General features: G+C 51.8%; 18 protein-coding genes. 5 read left to right on the forward strand and 13 right to left on the reverse strand.

The genetic code is table 11. The features are described 5' to 3' along the window. Nucleotides 1-93: 93 nt before the first annotated feature. Entirely contained in the window at nucleotides 94-354 is a 261-nt protein-coding gene (locus tag V2154_RS17125) for a YfhL family 4Fe-4S dicluster ferredoxin (protein ID WP_154147826.1), read from the forward strand. A 26-nt stretch (nucleotides 355-380) separates the two neighbouring features. Here V2154_RS17125 and acpS read toward each other — a convergent pair whose 3' ends face one another. The 7 genes from acpS to lepA form a co-directional block, all read right to left on the reverse strand. Next, on the reverse strand, nucleotides 381-761 hold the full coding sequence (acpS, locus tag V2154_RS17130; protein WP_034792539.1) for a holo-ACP synthase: 381 nt from the start codon (nucleotides 759-761) through the stop codon (nucleotides 381-383). Continuing rightward, nucleotides 761-1,492, reverse strand: a complete 732-nt coding sequence (gene pdxJ / locus V2154_RS17135) for a pyridoxine 5'-phosphate synthase (RefSeq protein WP_353503170.1) — start codon at nucleotides 1,490-1,492, stop codon at nucleotides 761-763. The genes acpS and pdxJ overlap by 1 nt, the downstream gene beginning before the upstream one ends. 120 nt (nucleotides 1,493-1,612) lie before the next feature. Beyond that, entirely contained in the window at nucleotides 1,613-2,350 is a 738-nt protein-coding gene (gene recO / locus V2154_RS17140) for a DNA repair protein RecO (RefSeq protein ID WP_353503171.1), read from the reverse strand. An 11-nt stretch (nucleotides 2,351-2,361) separates the two neighbouring features. Continuing rightward, nucleotides 2,362-3,267: a GTPase Era gene (era, locus tag V2154_RS17145; protein WP_353503172.1), complete on the reverse strand. Its 906-nt coding sequence runs from the start codon at nucleotides 3,265-3,267 to the stop codon at nucleotides 2,362-2,364. Then, a complete protein-coding gene (rnc, locus tag V2154_RS17150) occupies nucleotides 3,264-3,944 on the reverse strand; it encodes a ribonuclease III (RefSeq protein ID WP_034792549.1) in 681 nt (226 codons plus the stop codon). The genes era and rnc overlap by 4 nt, the downstream gene beginning before the upstream one ends. Nucleotides 3,945-4,169: 225 nt before the next feature. After that, nucleotides 4,170-5,147, reverse strand: a complete 978-nt coding sequence (gene lepB / locus V2154_RS17155; RefSeq protein WP_353503173.1) for a signal peptidase I — start codon at nucleotides 5,145-5,147, stop codon at nucleotides 4,170-4,172. 26 nt (nucleotides 5,148-5,173) lie between these two features. Further along, nucleotides 5,174-6,973, reverse strand: a complete 1,800-nt coding sequence (gene lepA / locus V2154_RS17160) for a translation elongation factor 4 (protein ID WP_353503174.1) — start codon at nucleotides 6,971-6,973, stop codon at nucleotides 5,174-5,176. 389 nt (nucleotides 6,974-7,362) lie between these two features. Between lepA and V2154_RS17165 the strand changes: the two genes are divergently transcribed. Next, nucleotides 7,363-8,184, forward strand: a complete 822-nt coding sequence (locus V2154_RS17165) for a DUF308 domain-containing protein (protein WP_353503175.1) — start codon at nucleotides 7,363-7,365, stop codon at nucleotides 8,182-8,184. Nucleotides 8,185-8,281: 97 nt separating this feature from the next. On the opposite strand, the gene rseC is transcribed toward V2154_RS17165, so the two are convergent. Genes rseC through rpoE form a run of 4 tightly spaced genes read right to left on the reverse strand, consistent with a single transcriptional unit; the run spans nucleotide 8,282 to nucleotide 10,983 of the window. After that, nucleotides 8,282-8,761, reverse strand: a complete 480-nt coding sequence (gene rseC / locus V2154_RS17170) for a SoxR-reducing system protein RseC (protein WP_353503176.1) — start codon at nucleotides 8,759-8,761, stop codon at nucleotides 8,282-8,284. A 16-nt stretch (nucleotides 8,762-8,777) separates the two neighbouring features. Then, nucleotides 8,778-9,728 (reverse strand): sigma-E factor regulatory protein RseB, encoded by a 951-nt coding sequence (gene rseB, locus V2154_RS17175; protein ID WP_353503177.1) that lies wholly within the window; start codon nucleotides 9,726-9,728, stop codon nucleotides 8,778-8,780. Continuing rightward, nucleotides 9,728-10,378, reverse strand: coding sequence for an anti-sigma-E factor RseA (gene rseA, locus V2154_RS17180; protein ID WP_353503178.1), 651 nt, complete (start codon nucleotides 10,376-10,378; stop codon nucleotides 9,728-9,730). Before rseA ends, rseB begins: the two co-directional genes overlap by 1 nt. A gap of 29 nt (nucleotides 10,379-10,407) precedes the next feature. Continuing rightward, the gene (gene rpoE, locus V2154_RS17185; protein WP_034792729.1) at nucleotides 10,408-10,983 is read right to left on the reverse strand and encodes an RNA polymerase sigma factor RpoE; all 576 of its coding nucleotides are present in this window, start codon (nucleotides 10,981-10,983) and stop codon (nucleotides 10,408-10,410) included. A 214-nt stretch (nucleotides 10,984-11,197) separates the two neighbouring features. Between rpoE and nadB the strand changes: the two genes are divergently transcribed. Then, complete coding sequence (gene nadB, locus V2154_RS17190) at nucleotides 11,198-12,799, forward strand: L-aspartate oxidase (protein ID WP_353503179.1); 1,602 nt, start codon at nucleotides 11,198-11,200, stop codon at nucleotides 12,797-12,799. A 45-nt stretch (nucleotides 12,800-12,844) separates the two neighbouring features. Here nadB and trmN read toward each other — a convergent pair whose 3' ends face one another. Beyond that, nucleotides 12,845-13,561 carry a tRNA(1)(Val) (adenine(37)-N(6))-methyltransferase TrmN gene (gene trmN / locus V2154_RS17195; RefSeq protein WP_353504021.1) on the reverse strand — a complete coding sequence of 239 codons (717 nt, stop codon included), beginning with the start codon at nucleotides 13,559-13,561 and terminating at the stop codon, nucleotides 12,845-12,847. A 185-nt stretch (nucleotides 13,562-13,746) separates the two neighbouring features. Between trmN and srmB the strand changes: the two genes are divergently transcribed. Then, the gene (srmB, locus tag V2154_RS17200) at nucleotides 13,747-15,078 is read left to right on the forward strand and encodes an ATP-dependent RNA helicase SrmB (RefSeq protein ID WP_353503180.1); all 1,332 of its coding nucleotides are present in this window, start codon (nucleotides 13,747-13,749) and stop codon (nucleotides 15,076-15,078) included. Nucleotides 15,079-15,159: 81 nt separating this feature from the next. Here srmB and grcA read toward each other — a convergent pair whose 3' ends face one another. Beyond that, nucleotides 15,160-15,543, reverse strand: coding sequence for an autonomous glycyl radical cofactor GrcA (grcA, locus tag V2154_RS17205; RefSeq protein ID WP_353503181.1), 384 nt, complete (start codon nucleotides 15,541-15,543; stop codon nucleotides 15,160-15,162). A 339-nt stretch (nucleotides 15,544-15,882) separates the two neighbouring features. Between grcA and ung the strand changes: the two genes are divergently transcribed. Beyond that, a complete protein-coding gene (gene ung / locus V2154_RS17210; RefSeq protein ID WP_353503182.1) occupies nucleotides 15,883-16,563 on the forward strand; it encodes a uracil-DNA glycosylase in 681 nt (226 codons plus the stop codon). Nucleotides 16,564-16,604: the final 41 nt, after the last annotated feature.

Below are 16,604 nucleotides of genomic sequence, written 5' to 3' on the forward strand. Positions count from 1 at the left end.
CATTCCACAGCGCGATTGTCATTTCGGCAGGCTCTCGGACAGGTCAAATCTGCTATACTGCGCGGCTTCATCATTACTGACGCGAGAGAGATCATGGCCCTGCTTATCACACACAAATGCATTAACTGCGATATGTGCGAGCCGGAATGCCCGAATCAAGCGATCTCGATGGGTGAGGAAATTTACCAAATTGACAGCGATCGCTGCACGGAGTGTGTCGGTCATTATGATAAACCCACCTGTCAAAGCGTGTGCCCTATCGATAACACCATCATTGTGGACGCGCTGCATACTGAAACCAACGAGCAGCTGTGGGACAAGTTTGTTCTGCTGCATCACGCCGCACAGCTGTAAGGCTGGCGGCGCGAAGCGCACTGTTTTCAGCTTTCGATAATCACCGTGGCACAGGCATAGCGACGCTCATCGGCCAGCGTCACGTGCACGGATTTAACCCCCAGCTCTAATGCCATTTCCGCCGCGCGCTCGTGGAACACCAGCCCCGGCTTGCCCAATGGGTCATTAACCACCTCGAACTGCTCAAACGCCAGCCCATTGCGAATGCCGGTGCCCAGCGCTTTGGCAGCAGCTTCTTTCACCGCAAAGCGTTTGGCGAGAAAGCGCACCGGCTGTTGGTGATTCTGATACAGCGCCCATTCATTAGCGCACAGTATCCGTTTCGCCAGCCGATCTCCGCTTCTCTCCACCACGGCTTCAATACGGGTGATTTCGACAATGTCGGTGCCCAGTCCAAGAATAGCCATTAACGGCGTGCTTCCCGCATCAGGATTTTCATCTCGCGCACCGCGCTCGCTAAACCGTCAATCACTGCCTGCCCGATGATTGCATGGCCGATGTTCAGCTCGTGCATCTCAGGCAGCGCGGCGATAGGCAGCACGTTGTGGTAGGTCAAGCCATGGCCTGCATTCACTTTCAGCCCTTTGCTGGCGGCATAGGTGGCGCCTTTCTTGATGCGCTCAAGCTCGGCAAGGCGCTCGATATCGGTTTTGGCATCAGCGTAAGCGCCGGTGTGGATTTCGATATAAGGCGCGCCAACGGCAACCGCGGCGTCGATTTGGCGGAAGTCAGCATCAATAAACAGAGACACCAAAATACCGGCTTCAGACAGGCGGGAGACGGCGACGGTCATTTTGTCGATTTGGCCCGCAACGTCCAGACCGCCCTCGGTGGTGACTTCTTCGCGCTTTTCCGGCACCAGGCAGCAGAAGTGCGGCTCGATTTCACAGGCAATGCCGATCATTTCATCGGTCACCGCCATCTCGAGATTCATGCGAGTCTGGATGGTCTGGCGCAGCAAACGCACATCGCGGTCGGTAATATGGCGACGGTCTTCACGCAGATGCACAGTAATACCGTCAGCGCCCGCCTGCTCGGCAATAAACGCGGCCTGAACCGGATCAGGATAGGCCGTGCCACGCGCGTTACGTAGCGTGGCGATGTGATCGATATTAATGCCTAACAGCAGTTCAGCCATGACAACTCCAGTAAATAGGTTAAAGAGTTCGCAAAAGGATCGGGTTGATACTGACGGTTTTCCCGCTAATTGGCGCAGTTTACACCCGTATCAGGCGTGACGGGTACCCCAGCGGGCAATTTATTCGGCGGGTGATTCAGGAGTGGCAGTGGGCTTTTTAACTAAAAACTGGCGGAATAGCTCGCGGCTTTTCAACGGCTTACCACCCAGATAGGGCTTCAGCGCCATGCGGGTAAAACGTTTGGCGGCGCGCAGTGTGGCGACGTCCGGGAATTCACGATTCGCCAAGGCTTTGAGGTCGCGGCCGGTGAAGCTCAGGTTGTCGACCACCAAACTGGCGATAAAGCCTTTTTCTTCACGATAGCGATAGGTCATGGTGTCACTCACTTCTTCGCCGCTACCGGCGCAGTGGAGAAAATCAACGCCATAGCCGAGGTTATGCAGCAAAGCCAGCTCGAACTGGCGCAGCGACTGTTCCGGAGAGCCGGTGGCTCCCGCCAGATTTTGCAGGCAGTTGAGATAGTCGAAAAATAGCGACGAGTAGTTAGTTTCTTGCTCGAGAACGCGTGCCACCAGTTCATTGACGTACAGGCCGCTATACAGCATCAAGCCAGAGAGAGGGAGTGCGAGAGAGACCGGCTCAGCGTTGCGCAGGGTTTTGACTTCTCCCCGGCCGCTCCAGCGAACCAATAAAGGTGTAAAAGGCTGCAAGCAGCCTTTTAAGTTTGACCGACGTCCGCGCGCACCCTTTGCCAGAATGCGCACGCGCCCCTGTCCTTCAGTGAAGAGATCCAGCATCAGGCTGGTTTCACTGTAAGGTCGCCCATGTAAAACAAATGCGCGTTGCCAGCCTTCCATAGGCGGGGACCTTATAAATCGTCTACATAACCCAAGCTGCGCAGCGCACGTTCGTCATCTGCCCAACCGGATTTAACCTTGACCCACAGCTCAAGGTGAACTTTCGCTTCGAACATGTTTTCCATGTCCTGACGCGCTTCAATACCAATGGTTTTGATTTTTGAGCCTTTGTTGCCGATGACCATTTTCTTCTGGCCTTCGCGCTCAACTAAAATCAAGCCATTGATGTCATAACCGCCGCGCTCGTTAGTGACAAAGCGTTCAATTTCAACGGTTACCGAGTAAGGCAGCTCTTCACCCAAGAAACGCATCAGCTTTTCACGGATGATTTCTGACGCCATAAAGCGCTGCGAACGGTCAGTAATGTAATCTTCAGGGAAGTGATGAATCGCTTCCGGCAGACGCTTACGCACGATGCTGGCGATAGTATCAACGTTGATACCTTTCTCCGCAGACATTGGCACGATGTCGATGAAGTTCATCTGCTCGCTGAGGAACTGCAAGTGTGGCAGCAGCTTGGACTTGTCGGTCACGTTGTCGATTTTATTGATAGCCAGCAAGACAGGTGACTTCAGATCACGCAGCTTGTTCACTACCATTTCGTCGTCCGGCGTCCAGTGGGTGCCTTCAACCACGAAAATAACCAATTCAACATCACCGATTGAGCTGCTCGCAGCACGGTTCATCAGGCGGTTAATGGCCCGTTTTTCTTCAATATGTAACCCAGGGGTGTCAACGTAGATAGCCTGATAAGGGCCTTCAGTATGGATGCCCATAATACGGTGACGGGTAGTTTGTGGTTTGCGTGAAGTAATGGAGATCTTCTGCCCCAATAATTCATTCAACAAAGTAGATTTGCCAACGTTAGGTCGGCCTACGATGGCGACAAAGCCACAGTAATTTTTTTCTTCGCTCATTCAAGCTCCAGCTGTATCAGCGCTTGTTCCGCTGCCGCCTGCTCGGCTTTTCTGCGACTTGAACCGGTTCCTACAACCGGCTGGCTCAAGCCACTGACCTGGCAGTGGATGGTAAACTCCTGATCGTGTGCTTCACCGCGAACCTGCACAACCAGATAAGAAGGCAATGGCAGATGGCGACCTTGTAAAAACTCCTGCAAACGGGTTTTTGGGTCTTTCTGCTTATCACCGGGACTGATTTCGTCAAGACGACTACGGTACCAGTCAAGAATCAATCTTTCGACATTCTGGATATCACTGTCCAAGAACACGCCGCCGATGAGTGCCTCCACCGTATCCGCGAGAATAGACTCGCGGCGGAAACCACCACTTTTCAATTCTCCCGGCCCTAAACGCAAGCACTCGCCGAGATCAAATTCACGCGCCATTTCTGCCAATGTATTTCCGCGAACCAAAGTGGCACGCATGCGACTCATATCGCCTTCATCAACGCGAGGAAAACGGTGATAAAGAGCGTTGGCGATAACAAAACTAAGGATTGAGTCACCCAGGAATTCTAAACGCTCGTTATGTTTGCTGCTGGCGCTGCGGTGAGTCAGTGCCTGCAATAAGAGCTCCTGCTGTTGAAAAGTGTAGCCCAGCTTTCGCTGTAGCCTGTTTATTACGATGGGATTCATGAGTTACCAATAGATCAAGAATGCGTCAAAAACTTCAGCATACGGAACAGGCCTGCTTCGCCTTAAGCCAATCCAAAGCTGTTTCGTTTGCAGTGGCTCCCTCTATTCTTTTTAAATCTCGTCATTTAATGACCCGTTTAAAAATCGGGGAGCCAACTTTTATCGCTCGAAAGTGTATTCTACAACGTGTGGAAATATATTGCTGCGGAAATAGACCGCAACGAATTAATGAATTCCACCAATGCGGCTCAGGCGAACACCTGTTGGCCACTCACCTTCCTGCTTTTTAAAACTCATCCAAATACCCGAGGCACGGCCCACCAGATTTTTCTCTGGTACAAAGCCCCAATAACGGCTGTCGGCGCTATTGTCGCGGTTATCACCCATCATGAAATAATGACCGGCAGGAACCACCCAAGTACCCATAGGCTGGCCCGGTTGCTGATAATAGGCACCCAGTTGGTCACGCGCGCCAGGAACAGTCAGAATATTATGGGTCACATTACCCAAGGTTTCCTGACGTTCTAACAGGCGAATACCGTCTTGAGGCACATTCTCAGTCGGAGGAATTTCAAAGAAACCGCTGGTGGCTTCACTGCCGCTAGCCTGACCGAAAGTCTGAACGAAGCCGCTCGCTTTACCTTCATCATAAGTCACAGCCAGCGCGGTGCTGCAATTCTGTCCACTGTTACAAGCAGGCTGAACAGTAACCTGTTTGCTGAAGGGATCATAAGTCACGCGATCGCCCGGCAGGCCTACTAAACGTTTGATGTAATCCACACTTGGATTTAATGGGTATTTGAATACCACGACATCACCGCGTTTTGGCTCGCCGGTTGGGATCAGTTTGGTCTGAGTAATAGGATCTTTCAGGCCATAGGCATATTTTTCAACCACGATGAAATCGCCGATTAACAGCGTTGGCATCATTGAGCCTGACGGAATTTGGAAAGGTTCATAGATGAATGAACGCACCACAAATACCACCAGAAGCACAGGGAAAACAGAGGCGCAGGTTTCCACCCAGCCCGGCTGTTTTGCTGCTTTGCTCAGCGTCTTCTCATCGATGGCGCCAGCAGTTTCTACCTTGAGAGCGGCAATCTTTGCCCGGCGAGCCGGGGCAAGTTTGAAACGATCAAGACACCAGATAATCCCCGATACCAGCGTTGCAATCGCCAGAATCAAGGCAAACATGTTAGCCATGCATACTCCTACCGCTCATTGGGGGCTTATTTGCCGTCTTTACCAACATGGAGAATCGCCAGGAATGCTTCCTGAGGTAACTCAACGTTACCTACTTGTTTCATGCGCTTCTTACCATCTTTCTGTTTCTGTAGCAGTTTCTTCTTACGGCTAACGTCACCGCCATAGCACTTAGCCAAGACGTTTTTACGCAGCTGTTTTACGGTTGAACGCGCAATGATGTGGGCACCAATCGCGGCCTGAATCGCAATGTCGAACTGCTGACGCGGGATAAGCTCCTGCATCTTTTCAACCAGCTGGCGACCACGGAACTGTGAGTTACCACGGTGAGTGATCAGCGCCAGCGCATCCACGCGATCGCCGTTGATTAACACATCAACGCGCACCATGTCAGACGCCTGGAAACGTTTAAAGTTGTAATCCAGTGAAGCGTAGCCGCGAGAGGTTGATTTCAGACGGTCGAAGAAGTCGAGAACCACTTCCGCCATCGGAATTTCATAGGTCAGTGCAACCTGATTGCCGTGATAAACCATGTTGGTCTGCACGCCACGCTTTTCAATACACAGGGTGATCACGCTGCCCAGATACTCTTGCGGCATCAGCATGTGACACTCAGCAATCGGCTCACGCAGTTCTTGAATGTTGTTCAGCGCCGGCAGTTTTGACGGGCTATCGACATAAATCACTTCGCCGCCCGTGGTTTCTACTTCGTAGACTACCGTTGGTGCGGTGGTGATCAGGTCCAGATCGTATTCACGCTCCAGACGCTCTTGAATGATCTCCATGTGCAGCAAACCAAGGAAGCCACAGCGGAAGCCGAAGCCCAGCGCGGTAGAGCTTTCTGGCTCATAGAACAGTGAGGCGTCATTCAGGCTAAGTTTGCCCAAAGCGTCGCGGAAGTTTTCATAGTCGTCGGAACTAACCGGGAACAGACCCGCGTAAACCTGTGGTTTAACCTTCTTAAAGCCTGGAAGCGCTTTATCAGCAGGATTACGTGACAGCGTCAGGGTATCGCCAACCGGCGCGCCGAGGATGTCTTTGATGGCGCAAACCAACCAGCCAACTTCCCCGCAACCCAGTGAGTCACGGTCAACGCGTTTCGGTGTGAAAATACCCAGACGGTCGGCGTTATACACCTGTCCGGTACTCATCACTTTAATTTTGTCACCCTTTCTCAGGGTGCCGTTTTTGATTCGAATCAGGGACACAACGCCCAGATAGTTATCGAACCATGAGTCGATGATCAGGGCCTGCAGAGGAGCTTCTGGATCACCTTCCGGCGGCGGAATATCACGCACTAAGCGCTCCAGCACTTCTGGAACACCCAAGCCGGTTTTCGCCGAGCAGCGCACAGCATCTGTGGCATCAATGCCCACGATATCTTCGATCTCTTGAGCAGCACGCTCAGGATCCGCAGCTGGCAGGTCGATTTTGTTCAGAACCGGAACCACTTCCAGATCCATTTCCATCGCCGTATAGCAGTTCGCCAGCGTCTGGGCTTCTACGCCCTGCCCGGCATCCACCACCAGCAATGCGCCTTCACAGGCAGCAAGGGAGCGGGATACTTCGTAGGAGAAGTCAACGTGCCCTGGGGTATCGATGAAGTTCAGGTGGTAGGTTTCGCCATCCTGAGCTTTGTAATCGAGGGTGACGCTTTGCGCTTTGATGGTGATCCCGCGCTCGCGTTCCAGGTCCATTGAGTCAAGAACTTGCGCTTCCATTTCACGATCTGACAGGCCACCGCAGATTTGAATAATACGATCGGACAGCGTCGACTTACCGTGGTCAATATGAGCGATGATGGAAAAGTTTCTTATGTTCTTCATTATAAAGAGTTTCTACCTTGGTATTTCTGAATCATTCGCCATAAAAACACAGCGACGGTTTGTAAGTTGGCTGTCTTTCGCCTGAGTCGCAGCATTCTACATGTCAGGGGCCTGAAAACCTAGTCTCACCGCCACGGAACTCTGGATTATGCACTGATTCCTGTCAGCAAATCCCCCCGTAAATGCAATAAGTTGTAAGCAGTTAGCGAACTGACTCAAATAACCATTTTTCATAGCCACTGGGAGGCTGGGACTTTAGGAAAATGCTCATATACTCACCAGCAAAAAAGCCTTTAAATAACTGTTATAAAAGAATTTATTAGCATTTTATTTTTCACTTTTTTAACTTTTTTGCTTTATTTTTCAATCCGGTTACTAAGGTTAGCATCATGATCAATGAAGGGCGTTTGCTAAGTCAGCACGGCTTTGCCAGAGTCAATTCCTGGATCACCATGGTTCTCGCCACATTATTAATCGTTGGCGGTGCAGTCCAGGTGGTATTTTTGCTTGCTCTGGGAAGGTCAAGCGACGGCGGATTGTATGTCATCACCCTCACGGCGATTTTCAGTATCGCCTTGGGCATCGCTATATTTATTTTCCGGCATATTCTTAAGCCGAAACAAACCTATCAACTGCATGAAAATGGAATTCTGGCGATTAATGAACGGGAGCACAAAAACCGTTTTATTCCCTTCGAAAGAATCACTGAGATATATAGATTCCGAACCGGCAAGTACTCCAGAAAAATACTTAATACTATGGCTTTCCGCGAAGGCAATAGTACTCATTGGCATAAAATAACGCCCAATATTGCTCATGCCGAAAGACTGGTTGAAGTGATCAAAAATGAGCAATTGATGACTAAAGGCCCGCAGGCTCTGAATATTCTGGCCAATGACGGCAGCGTGGTTTTCACTTATCACGCAGCGGCCAGATGCGGCATTCGTCACTTATTTGCTAATAATCTCATGGGGTTAAATGAAAAGAAATTGCGGCTAAGTGCGCGTTTCCTCACTTCTGACGATGGAATTTGTATCCCGGTTGAAGAGATTCAATATATCAGCGGCGGCGCTAACAGCCAGATGATCCACCTGATGGACGGCAACAGGCGCATTCTTTTCTCAGTGTTATATACGTCTCTATTTAACGCCGATCTGTTCATCGCGCTGATTGAGCATATGATTCAAAATAGAATCCCAATCAGAAATTAGCATCAACCTATTGGCAGCAAAAGTGTGGCGATATAAACAAAAATCGCCGCCCGTGGGCAGCGATTTTTTAATCTTTAGCTTGGTATTAAAGCAGAAATTATGGCGCGATATGCGCGTTATCCGTTTGGAAGCGGAATGCGTCTGGCGGTAAGCCAATCTGCAAAATAACCGGCTGATACCCAGCCTGCTTCTCAAGGCTGGTCGCTAACGCGCGGGCCAGCAGAAAACCAGCAACGCCGCCAGTCACCGCGCCTACTACCGAGTAAAGATCACTTTGTGTAAGCCACTGCAACAACCCGCCGCCCAGAATAACGCCCAGTAAAGGGGTCATATAGACCAGAAGCGCGGAGCGAATCAGGTTACCTTCGGTAATACCCAGCTCAACTTTCTGCCCCGGCTGGAGCTGTTCGGCAATATGTACTTGTAGATTATGTTCGGTTTGCGGGCCTAGCTCATTGAGCACGCGCGCACCGCAACCAGAGCGTGAATGGCAGCTGCTACAACCTGCCTGCGTTTCACAACGCAGCTTAGCGATACCGTCCTGCCACGAAACTACTGTGGCCCATTCTTTCAACATATCAAGTACCTAACCTTTAGGGTGTCGCGAACACGATGCTATCGGCAATGCGTTTCGCAGTTGCAGGTGGTAATTCACCAACGACCGTAATTTCATTAGCGTTACGAACTTCTGTCTGCACGGTGCGACGCCCCTGCCGGACAAGCTGCTCTGAAGGGCCGCTGGTGGTGGCATTAACGTTAACTGAGAAACTGAAAAGCCCGTCGGAATATAAGCGTGATTCTACCGCGACAGGGACATTTGGCAAGTTTCTGCGGCTACGGGCGACTTCTTTCACACCGTCAGGTAACCATTTTGGCTGCCAGGTAAAAGTAGCTTTTTCGCCCTCTGGCACGGAGAGAACCGGCGGCAAGGTCGCTTTTTCCAGCCCGGTGAGTGCCCCTTTGACTTCATCATCATCCACAAAGGAGATCACGCGGAACTGCTCTAAGGTTTCACCATCCCGATCCAGAAGATCGACGCGCAGCGGCAGCTTAGTCTCTTCATCAACCCAGATAACATAGCTAAAGCGCGTGCCATCACGGGACACCACGCGAACCACCTGGCTTAAGCGATCGACAGCGCGACCACGGCCAACGGGGATAAAATCGTAGTATTTCGCCAGGCGAGAAAAATCACTGAACACCACGGTCGGCAGTGAATCAACGATATGGTCACCATCGAGGGTAAAAGGCTGAAGCCCGGTCTCGAAGTAACTGATCTCTTTGCCACGCTGGACGATTTCGCGCCGAGGACCGTCCATCAGGACGAGCTGTGCGAGAGGGATATGATCGGAGATAGCATGACGATAGCGATAGGAATCAATTCCCTGCTTCGTGATGCTAATGAAGGCGATTTCATAATTTAGTGACTGGCTCGCCTTGCTCATCTCTTGCAATAACGCCTCGGAAGTAGGTTCTGCCGAGGCGATTGCAGGAGTTAACAGGCTACCGGTCAGTAAACAAACGGCAAACCAAATTTGCTTCATTACTGCGTTTGCATTCCTAAAGACTGAGTTCCGGGTACTTGAACCGCTGCCTGTTGAGGCGTGGCAGTTTCCAACTGAAGTTGATCAGAATGCAATCTACGTTGCAGCTCATAATCCTGCAAAAGAGCATTAATGCGTTTGCGCTGTTCCTGCACGTTTTGCTTGCCATCAAACGAAGTACTTTCACTCGTTGGCACGCCAAAACTCACTGGAGAAGCTTTGCCAATAATAGGCACAGTGTTGAACGCAGGCGTTTCTGGCGAAGCACCAGAAGCGTCAGGCTGGTTGTAGTATTGAACACCAGCGATGACCGCCAGAGAAACGCATGCCGCCACGCCAACTTGCGTCAGTTGGCTCGCCCATGGGCGAACTTTATGCCAGAAAGGCATTTTCTCCCATGAATGAGGTTGCGGTTGCGACTCAGGAACAGCACCAGGAACTAGCTTAGCTGGCTCATTCGCCAACGCAGCAGCAACGCGGTCTGCAATATCAAGATGCACGACATTTCCCATATCACCGCGCATGGTGTCGCGGATCAAGTGATAACTCTGCCAGCTTTGTTGAAGCGTTTTATCATCCGACAGCGAATTCAGCAGTTCGGAATCTAATGCTTCACCATCCATTAGAGCGGAAAGCTTTTCTTTCTGCATGCCTAGTACCCTTCCAGTGTCCGCCATCGTTAACGCTGAATCAGCGGTTGAACTTTATTATCAATAGCTTCCCGGGCACGGAAAATACGGGATCTCACCGTACCCACGGGGCAGTCCATGATGGCGGCTATTTCTTCGTAGCTCAATCCATCTAACTCCCTTAAGGTGATCGCCATGCGAAGATCCTCAGGAAGTGCTTCAATAGTACGGAAAACTATCTGCCGTAACTCTTCTGACAACATCAAATTCTCAGGGTTCGAAATTTCTTTTAATGCACCGCCACTTTCGAAGTTTTCAGCATCATTTGCATCTACATCGCTAGAAGGCGGTCGGCGGCCCTGCGCCACCAGATAATTCTTCGCCGTGTTGACCGCGATACGGTACAACCACGTATAAAAAGCACTGTCGCCGCGGAATGACTCTAACGCGCGATAGGCTTTAATGAATGATTCTTGAACCACATCAGGCACATCGCCTTGTGGTACGTAGCGGGAAACAAGGCTCGCTACTTTATGCTGGTAACGGACTACCAGTAAATTGAACGATTTCTGATCACCTTTCTGGACCCGCTCGACCAGAACCTGATCTGCTAACTGCTCGCTCATCCGAGGTAAAGTCTCCCCAAAACTATCTCCGCGCATAAAGTAGTACTGCCAGCTATCATCATTATATTCCTGAGCAAGTACTGCTTGGAGTTCACATGAAACGTTAAGTTCCACATCGCTTTTGTTTTTTCTATTAAAGTCTCAAGTCCGTGGCTTTTGCCAGGACGTTTAGGCTAACATGAATTTCACTCTTCTTCTGCAAACATCATACGCTATGCAACCTTCATCTGAATTTGTCAGCGATGTCTTGATCATCGGAAGCGGCGCTGCCGGTCTGTCATTAGCCTTGCGGCTTGCCGACCATTGCAGCGTCACCGTCCTTAGCAAGGGACCTTTAAACGAAGGTTCAACCTTTTATGCTCAAGGTGGCATCGCGGCGGTATTCGATGAAACTGACAGCATTAGCTCGCACGTAGATGACACGCTGATTGCCGGTGCCGGTTTATGTGACAAAGAGGCCGTGGAGTTTATCGCCGGTAATGCGCGCCATTGCGTGCAGTGGCTGATAGACCAAGGCGTTCTATTTGACACTGAAACCAACGCCAGCTCCGAAGAACGTTATCACCTCACTCGCGAAGGCGGCCATAGCCACCGCCGAATTCTGCATAGTGCTGATGCTACTGGTAAAGAAGTAGAGACTACGCTGGTAGGTAAAGCAAGAAATCACCCGAATATTTGCGTGAAAGAGCGCTATAACGCGGTCGACCTTATCACCTCCAGCAAGATTGGTTTACCGGGCACTCAGCGTGTGGTCGGGGCCTATGTGTGGAATCGCCAGAGAGAGCAGGTCGAAACCTTCCGCGCGAAAGCGGTGATCCTAGCCACCGGCGGCGCAGCTAAAGTCTACCAATACACCACCAACCCAGATATCTCCTCGGGTGATGGCATTGCCATGGCGTGGCGCGCGGGCTGCCGGGTCGCCAACCTTGAGTTCAACCAGTTCCACCCGACCTGCTTATACCATCCGCAGGCAAGAAACTTTCTGCTAACTGAAGCCCTGCGCGGCGAGGGGGCTTATCTCAAGCGCCCAGACGGCAGCCGCTTTATGCCAGATTTCGACCCGCGTGGCGAACTCGCGCCGCGCGACGTGGTGGCTCGCGCCATTGACCACGAGATGAAACGCCTCGGCGCGGACTGCATGTATCTCGACATCAGCCATCGCCCGCCGGAATTCATCATGCAGCACTTCCCGATGATTTACGAAAAGCTGCTGTCGCTGGGTATTGATCTGACCAAAGAAGCCATCCCGATTGTTCCTGCCGCCCACTACACTTGCGGCGGTGTGATGGTCGACCAACACGGGCGCACCGACCTTGATGGCCTGTATGCCATCGGCGAAGTGAGCTATACCGGCCTGCACGGCGCTAATCGACTGGCGTCAAACTCCCTGCTGGAGTGCGTGGTTTACGGCTGGTCGGCGGCAGAAGACATTATCAAGCGCCTGCCTCACGCCAAGCTGGCCAAACAGCTTCCACCGTGGGATGAGAGCCGGGTCGATAACTCGGATGAGCAAGTGGTTATTCAGCATAACTGGCACGAATTGCGCCTGTTTATGTGGGACTACGTAGGAATTGTGCGTACCACCAAGCGCCTTGAGCGCGCACTGCGCCGCATCATGACCCTCCAGCAAGAGATTGATGAGTATTACGCCAACTTTAGAATTTCCAACAACTTGCTGGAACTTCGTAACTTGGTCCAGGTAGCAGAACTGATCGTTCGCAGCGCCATGGAGCGAAAAGAGAGTCGCGGGTTGCACTTCACTCTCGACTACCCTGACCTGCTCGACGATCCGCAGCCAACCATTCTTCAGCCTTAATAGAGTGGCGACCAGTGCGACGGATCGCGCTGGCTGCCCCTTCACTCAATAATTCAGATAGAAATCAGCGATTAAAGCGCGAAACTCCGGGCTATAAACCCCTTCGCGCTCGCGCAAATCCATCTCTTGAAGACAGGCCTCGGTAGGTTGTTTACAGAGCACTATCAGCAGGCGATTCAGCGGCTTACCGGGGCGATCGCGCACGGCAAGGCGGCTGAAAGTGAACCATCCTGCTTGCTGCGCTTTGGCTTCGAGTTGCAATCCAAGATCATAAGGCAGCACCACGCAGAACTTGCCACTAGGCTGCAAAAGCTTATCGGCACAGTCGAGCAAGGCGGCGTGAGTCAGACTCTCAGTATAACGGGCGGTATTGCGCGCCTCATCGCGGCAAGCCACGGCGGCCTCGAAATAAGGCGGATTGCTGACAATCAGGTCATAATGAGCCGGATGGGATTGGGCGACGAGATTGATATCTTGCGCGAAAACCTGAAGTCTTACGGCCCAAGGCGAAGCCTGAAAATTTTCGGCGGCCTGCTCGGCTGCGGGAATATCCAGCTCGACGGCATCAATCAGGACCGACTCGTCAGTTCTTTGCGCCAGCATCAGGGCGATAAGACCACTGCCTGAGCCGATATCCAGCACCCGAGTGGCTTGCTCAACCGGCGCCCAGGCCCCGAGCAGCACGCCGTCGGTACCGACTTTCATTGCACAGCGATCGTGTGCCACAAAAAACTGTTTAAATGTAAATCCATTACGCCGCATTGGCTGGCTGACCTTGACTTCGTTCACCACATTTTCACCATTAAACCATCAGCAAGACGGCCTGATATCCAGAACTGACGTAGCATAGGGGAAACATTCGGCAAGGAAAAGCCACGCTAGCCGCTTAAATAGGTGAAGATCGCGCCTAACACGTCTATAATCGGCGCCCCAAGTAGAGGTAGACCATGACTGTAACGAATTTTTCCGAACTCGAACTCGATGAACGCCTAATAGACGCCCTGAGCGAAAAAGGCTATAGCCGCCCGACTGTCATTCAGGCAGAGGCCATTCCGCCAGCGATGGACGGACGCGATGTGTTGGGTTCGGCTCCTACCGGCACCGGCAAAACAGCAGCGTTCTTGCTGCCTGCATTGCAGCATTTGCTGGATTTCCCGCGTAAGAAATCTGGTCCGCCACGTATTCTTATTCTGACGCCAACCCGCGAACTTGCGATGCAGGTCGCTGAACAGGCGCGCGAACTCGCCAAGCACACTGATTTAGATATCGCCACCATCACTGGCGGCGTGGCGTATATGAACCACGCCGAAGTCTTTAGCGAAAATCAGGACATCGTGGTCGCCACCACGGGCCGCTTGCTGCAATACATCAAAGAAGAAAACTTTGACTGCCGCGCCATTGAAACGCTGATCCTTGATGAAGCCGACCGCATGCTAGACATGGGCTTCGCGCAAGATATCGAAACCATTTCCGCCGAAGCGCGCTGGCGCAAACAGACGTTGCTGTTCTCTGCAACGCTGGAAGGCGAAGCCATTCGCGAGTTTGCCGAACGCATTCTGACCGAGCCGGTTGAGATCGAAGCCGATCCTTCTCGCCGCGAGCGCAAAAAGATTTTGCAGTGGTACTACCGCGCCGATGACGTCGCGCACAAGACCCAGATGCTGATCCACCTTCTGAATCAAGAAGATGTCACCAAGTCGGTGATCTTCGTGCGTAAACGCGAGCGCGTGCACGAGCTGGTTGCCTGGCTGCGTGAAGCAGGGATCAACTCCTGCTATCTTGAAGGGGAAATGGTTCAGGTTAAACGTACTGAAGCTGTAAAACGCATGGTTGAAGACCGCGTTAATGTGCTGGTTGCCACCGATATCGCCGCGCGCGGTCTGGATATCAACGACATCAGCCACGTGTTCAACTTCGACCTGCCGCTGACCGCAGACACCTACCTGCACCGTATCGGCCGTACTGGCCGTATGGGCCGCAAAGGGACTGCGATCTCCTTCGTCGAGGCGCATGACCATCTGCTGCTGGGCAAAATTGGCCGTTACCTGAATGAGCCACTGAAGCCGCGCGTGATTGATGAGCTGCGTCCGAAGACCAAAGCGCCAAGCGAGAAAACCACCGGCAAGCCGTCGAAGAAGGTGCTGGCGAAGCGTAAAGAGAAGCAGAAAGAAGCGCAGGTGAAATCAAAAGTTAAAGTGAAAGTGCGCCACCGCGACAGCAAAAACGTCGGTAAACGCCGCGTGAAAACTGAAGCAGACAGCAAAGGCAGCGCGAAATAAGCTCCCGAGCTTTCTCTTAAGCATAAAAAAACCGCCAATTAAGGCGGTTTTTTATTATCTCAGCGTTTTAACGTCTCAAACTTACAGACTTTCAGTGAAAGTACGAGTGATCACGTCGCGCTGCTGTTCCGGCGTCAGTGAATTGAAACGTACCGCGTAGCCTGAAACACGAATAGTCAGCTGTGGGTACTTTTCAGGATGCTTCACAGCATCTTCCAAGGTTTCACGGCGCATCACGTTGACATTAAGATGCTGGCCGCCCTCAACGCGAACCGTTGGCTGGAACTCCATCGGCACTTCGCGATACTCGATTTGGCCCAGTTCGCTGACTGCGACAATCTGATCTTCTTCATAGCCCGCTTTTGCACATACGCAGCGCGCTTCTGCTTTCTCGTCGTCCAGCAGCCAGAAAGAGTTTTTCAGTGCTTCATTATTGGCTTTAGTGATTTGAATACCGGTGATCATGTGTTGCCTCCATTAATGGCTACGATACTGTAAACAAGCTGCCGCCAAGGAATGACAGCAATACCTTGCTCCTGATGACCTGTATAACAGTTGGGCACCCCGCGTTCCTTGATAAATATCAACTTTAGCCTTGGGGTGTTAGGCGCCCTGCGGCAAATTTATGTTTTATATCAATTTTTTCCAGCCCCTCCCTTCAATTAATATTGTTAAATATCAATTAAATTTGATCGGGCCTGATACACCCTGCTGTTTGCATTTTGATAACAGGGTAAGGTTTCACTCAAATCCGCTTGCAGGTAAGCTAACGCGATTGAAATTACAAACAAAAGGAGCGCGTTAATGTCCACGACCCTGACATGGCATGACGTCATTGGTGCCGAAAAAGAACAACCCTACTTCATTGATACCCTGAAGTATGTCGCCAGCGAACGCGCGGCGGGAAAAACGATCTATCCTCCGCAGGCTGACGTGTTCAACGCCTTCCGCTCCACCGAACTGTGCGATGTTAAAGTAGTGATCCTGGGCCAAGACCCTTACCACGGGCCGAATCAGGCACACGGCCTCTCCTTCTCCGTTCGCCCGGGAATTCCTGCTCCACCCTCTTTAGTTAACATGTACAAAGAGCTGGCGACTGACATTCCGGGCTTCGAGCGCCCCTCCCACGGCTACCTGCAAAGCTGGGCTGACCAAGGCGTGCTGCTGCTCAATACCGTGCTGACCGTCGAAGGCGGTCAGGCTCACTCCCACGCTAAATTGGGCTGGGAAACCTTCACCGATAAAGTGATAGCAGCGCTGAATGAACATCGCCAAGGCGTGGTGTTCCTGCTGTGGGGCTCACACGCGCAGAAGAAAGGCAGCTTTATTGATACTCAGCGCCACCACGTGCTGAAAGCGCCGCACCCTTCGCCGCTGTCGGCCCATCGCGGTTTTCTCGGCTGCAAACACTTCTCCGCTACCAATGAACTGCTGAAAAAACAGGGGCTGGAGCCGATAAACTGGATGCCAGAACTTCCGGCTTAACTGCTGATTCTGCAAACAAAAAAGGCATCCCGAAGGATGCC

This window comes from Ewingella sp. CoE-038-23 (assembly GCF_040419245.1).
Taxonomy (GTDB): domain Bacteria; phylum Pseudomonadota; class Gammaproteobacteria; order Enterobacterales; family Enterobacteriaceae; genus Ewingella; species Ewingella allii.

What these genes read in the sequence shown, in the direction of transcription:
- rseC (WP_353503176.1), bottom strand. Translation starts at nt 8,761, where the DNA reads ATGTTGAAAGAATGGGCCACAGTAGTTTCGTGGCAGGACGGTATCGCT.
- pdxJ (WP_353503170.1), bottom strand. Translation starts at nt 1,492, where the DNA reads ATGGCTGAACTGCTGTTAGGCATTAATATCGATCACATCGCCACGCTA.
- rnc (WP_034792549.1), bottom strand. Translation starts at nt 3,944, where the DNA reads ATGAATCCCATCGTAATAAACAGGCTACAGCGAAAGCTGGGCTACACT.
- V2154_RS17125 (WP_154147826.1), top strand. Translation starts at nt 94, where the DNA reads ATGGCCCTGCTTATCACACACAAATGCATTAACTGCGATATGTGCGAG.
- lepA (WP_353503174.1), bottom strand. Translation starts at nt 6,973, where the DNA reads ATGAAGAACATAAGAAACTTTTCCATCATCGCTCATATTGACCACGGT.
- V2154_RS17165 (WP_353503175.1), top strand. Translation starts at nt 7,363, where the DNA reads ATGATCAATGAAGGGCGTTTGCTAAGTCAGCACGGCTTTGCCAGAGTC.
- nadB (WP_353503179.1), top strand. Translation starts at nt 11,198, where the DNA reads ATGCAACCTTCATCTGAATTTGTCAGCGATGTCTTGATCATCGGAAGC.
- ung (WP_353503182.1), top strand. Translation starts at nt 15,883, where the DNA reads ATGTCCACGACCCTGACATGGCATGACGTCATTGGTGCCGAAAAAGAA.
- recO (WP_353503171.1), bottom strand. Translation starts at nt 2,350, where the DNA reads ATGGAAGGCTGGCAACGCGCATTTGTTTTACATGGGCGACCTTACAGT.
- srmB (WP_353503180.1), top strand. Translation starts at nt 13,747, where the DNA reads ATGACTGTAACGAATTTTTCCGAACTCGAACTCGATGAACGCCTAATA.
- acpS (WP_034792539.1), bottom strand. Translation starts at nt 761, where the DNA reads ATGGCTATTCTTGGACTGGGCACCGACATTGTCGAAATCACCCGTATT.
- rseA (WP_353503178.1), bottom strand. Translation starts at nt 10,378, where the DNA reads ATGCAGAAAGAAAAGCTTTCCGCTCTAATGGATGGTGAAGCATTAGAT.
- era (WP_353503172.1), bottom strand. Translation starts at nt 3,267, where the DNA reads ATGAGCGAAGAAAAAAATTACTGTGGCTTTGTCGCCATCGTAGGCCGA.
- rseB (WP_353503177.1), bottom strand. Translation starts at nt 9,728, where the DNA reads ATGAAGCAAATTTGGTTTGCCGTTTGTTTACTGACCGGTAGCCTGTTA.
- rpoE (WP_034792729.1), bottom strand. Translation starts at nt 10,983, where the DNA reads ATGAGCGAGCAGTTAGCAGATCAGGTTCTGGTCGAGCGGGTCCAGAAA.
- lepB (WP_353503173.1), bottom strand. Translation starts at nt 5,147, where the DNA reads ATGGCTAACATGTTTGCCTTGATTCTGGCGATTGCAACGCTGGTATCG.
- trmN (WP_353504021.1), bottom strand. Translation starts at nt 13,561, where the DNA reads ATGCGGCGTAATGGATTTACATTTAAACAGTTTTTTGTGGCACACGAT.
- grcA (WP_353503181.1), bottom strand. Translation starts at nt 15,543, where the DNA reads ATGATCACCGGTATTCAAATCACTAAAGCCAATAATGAAGCACTGAAA.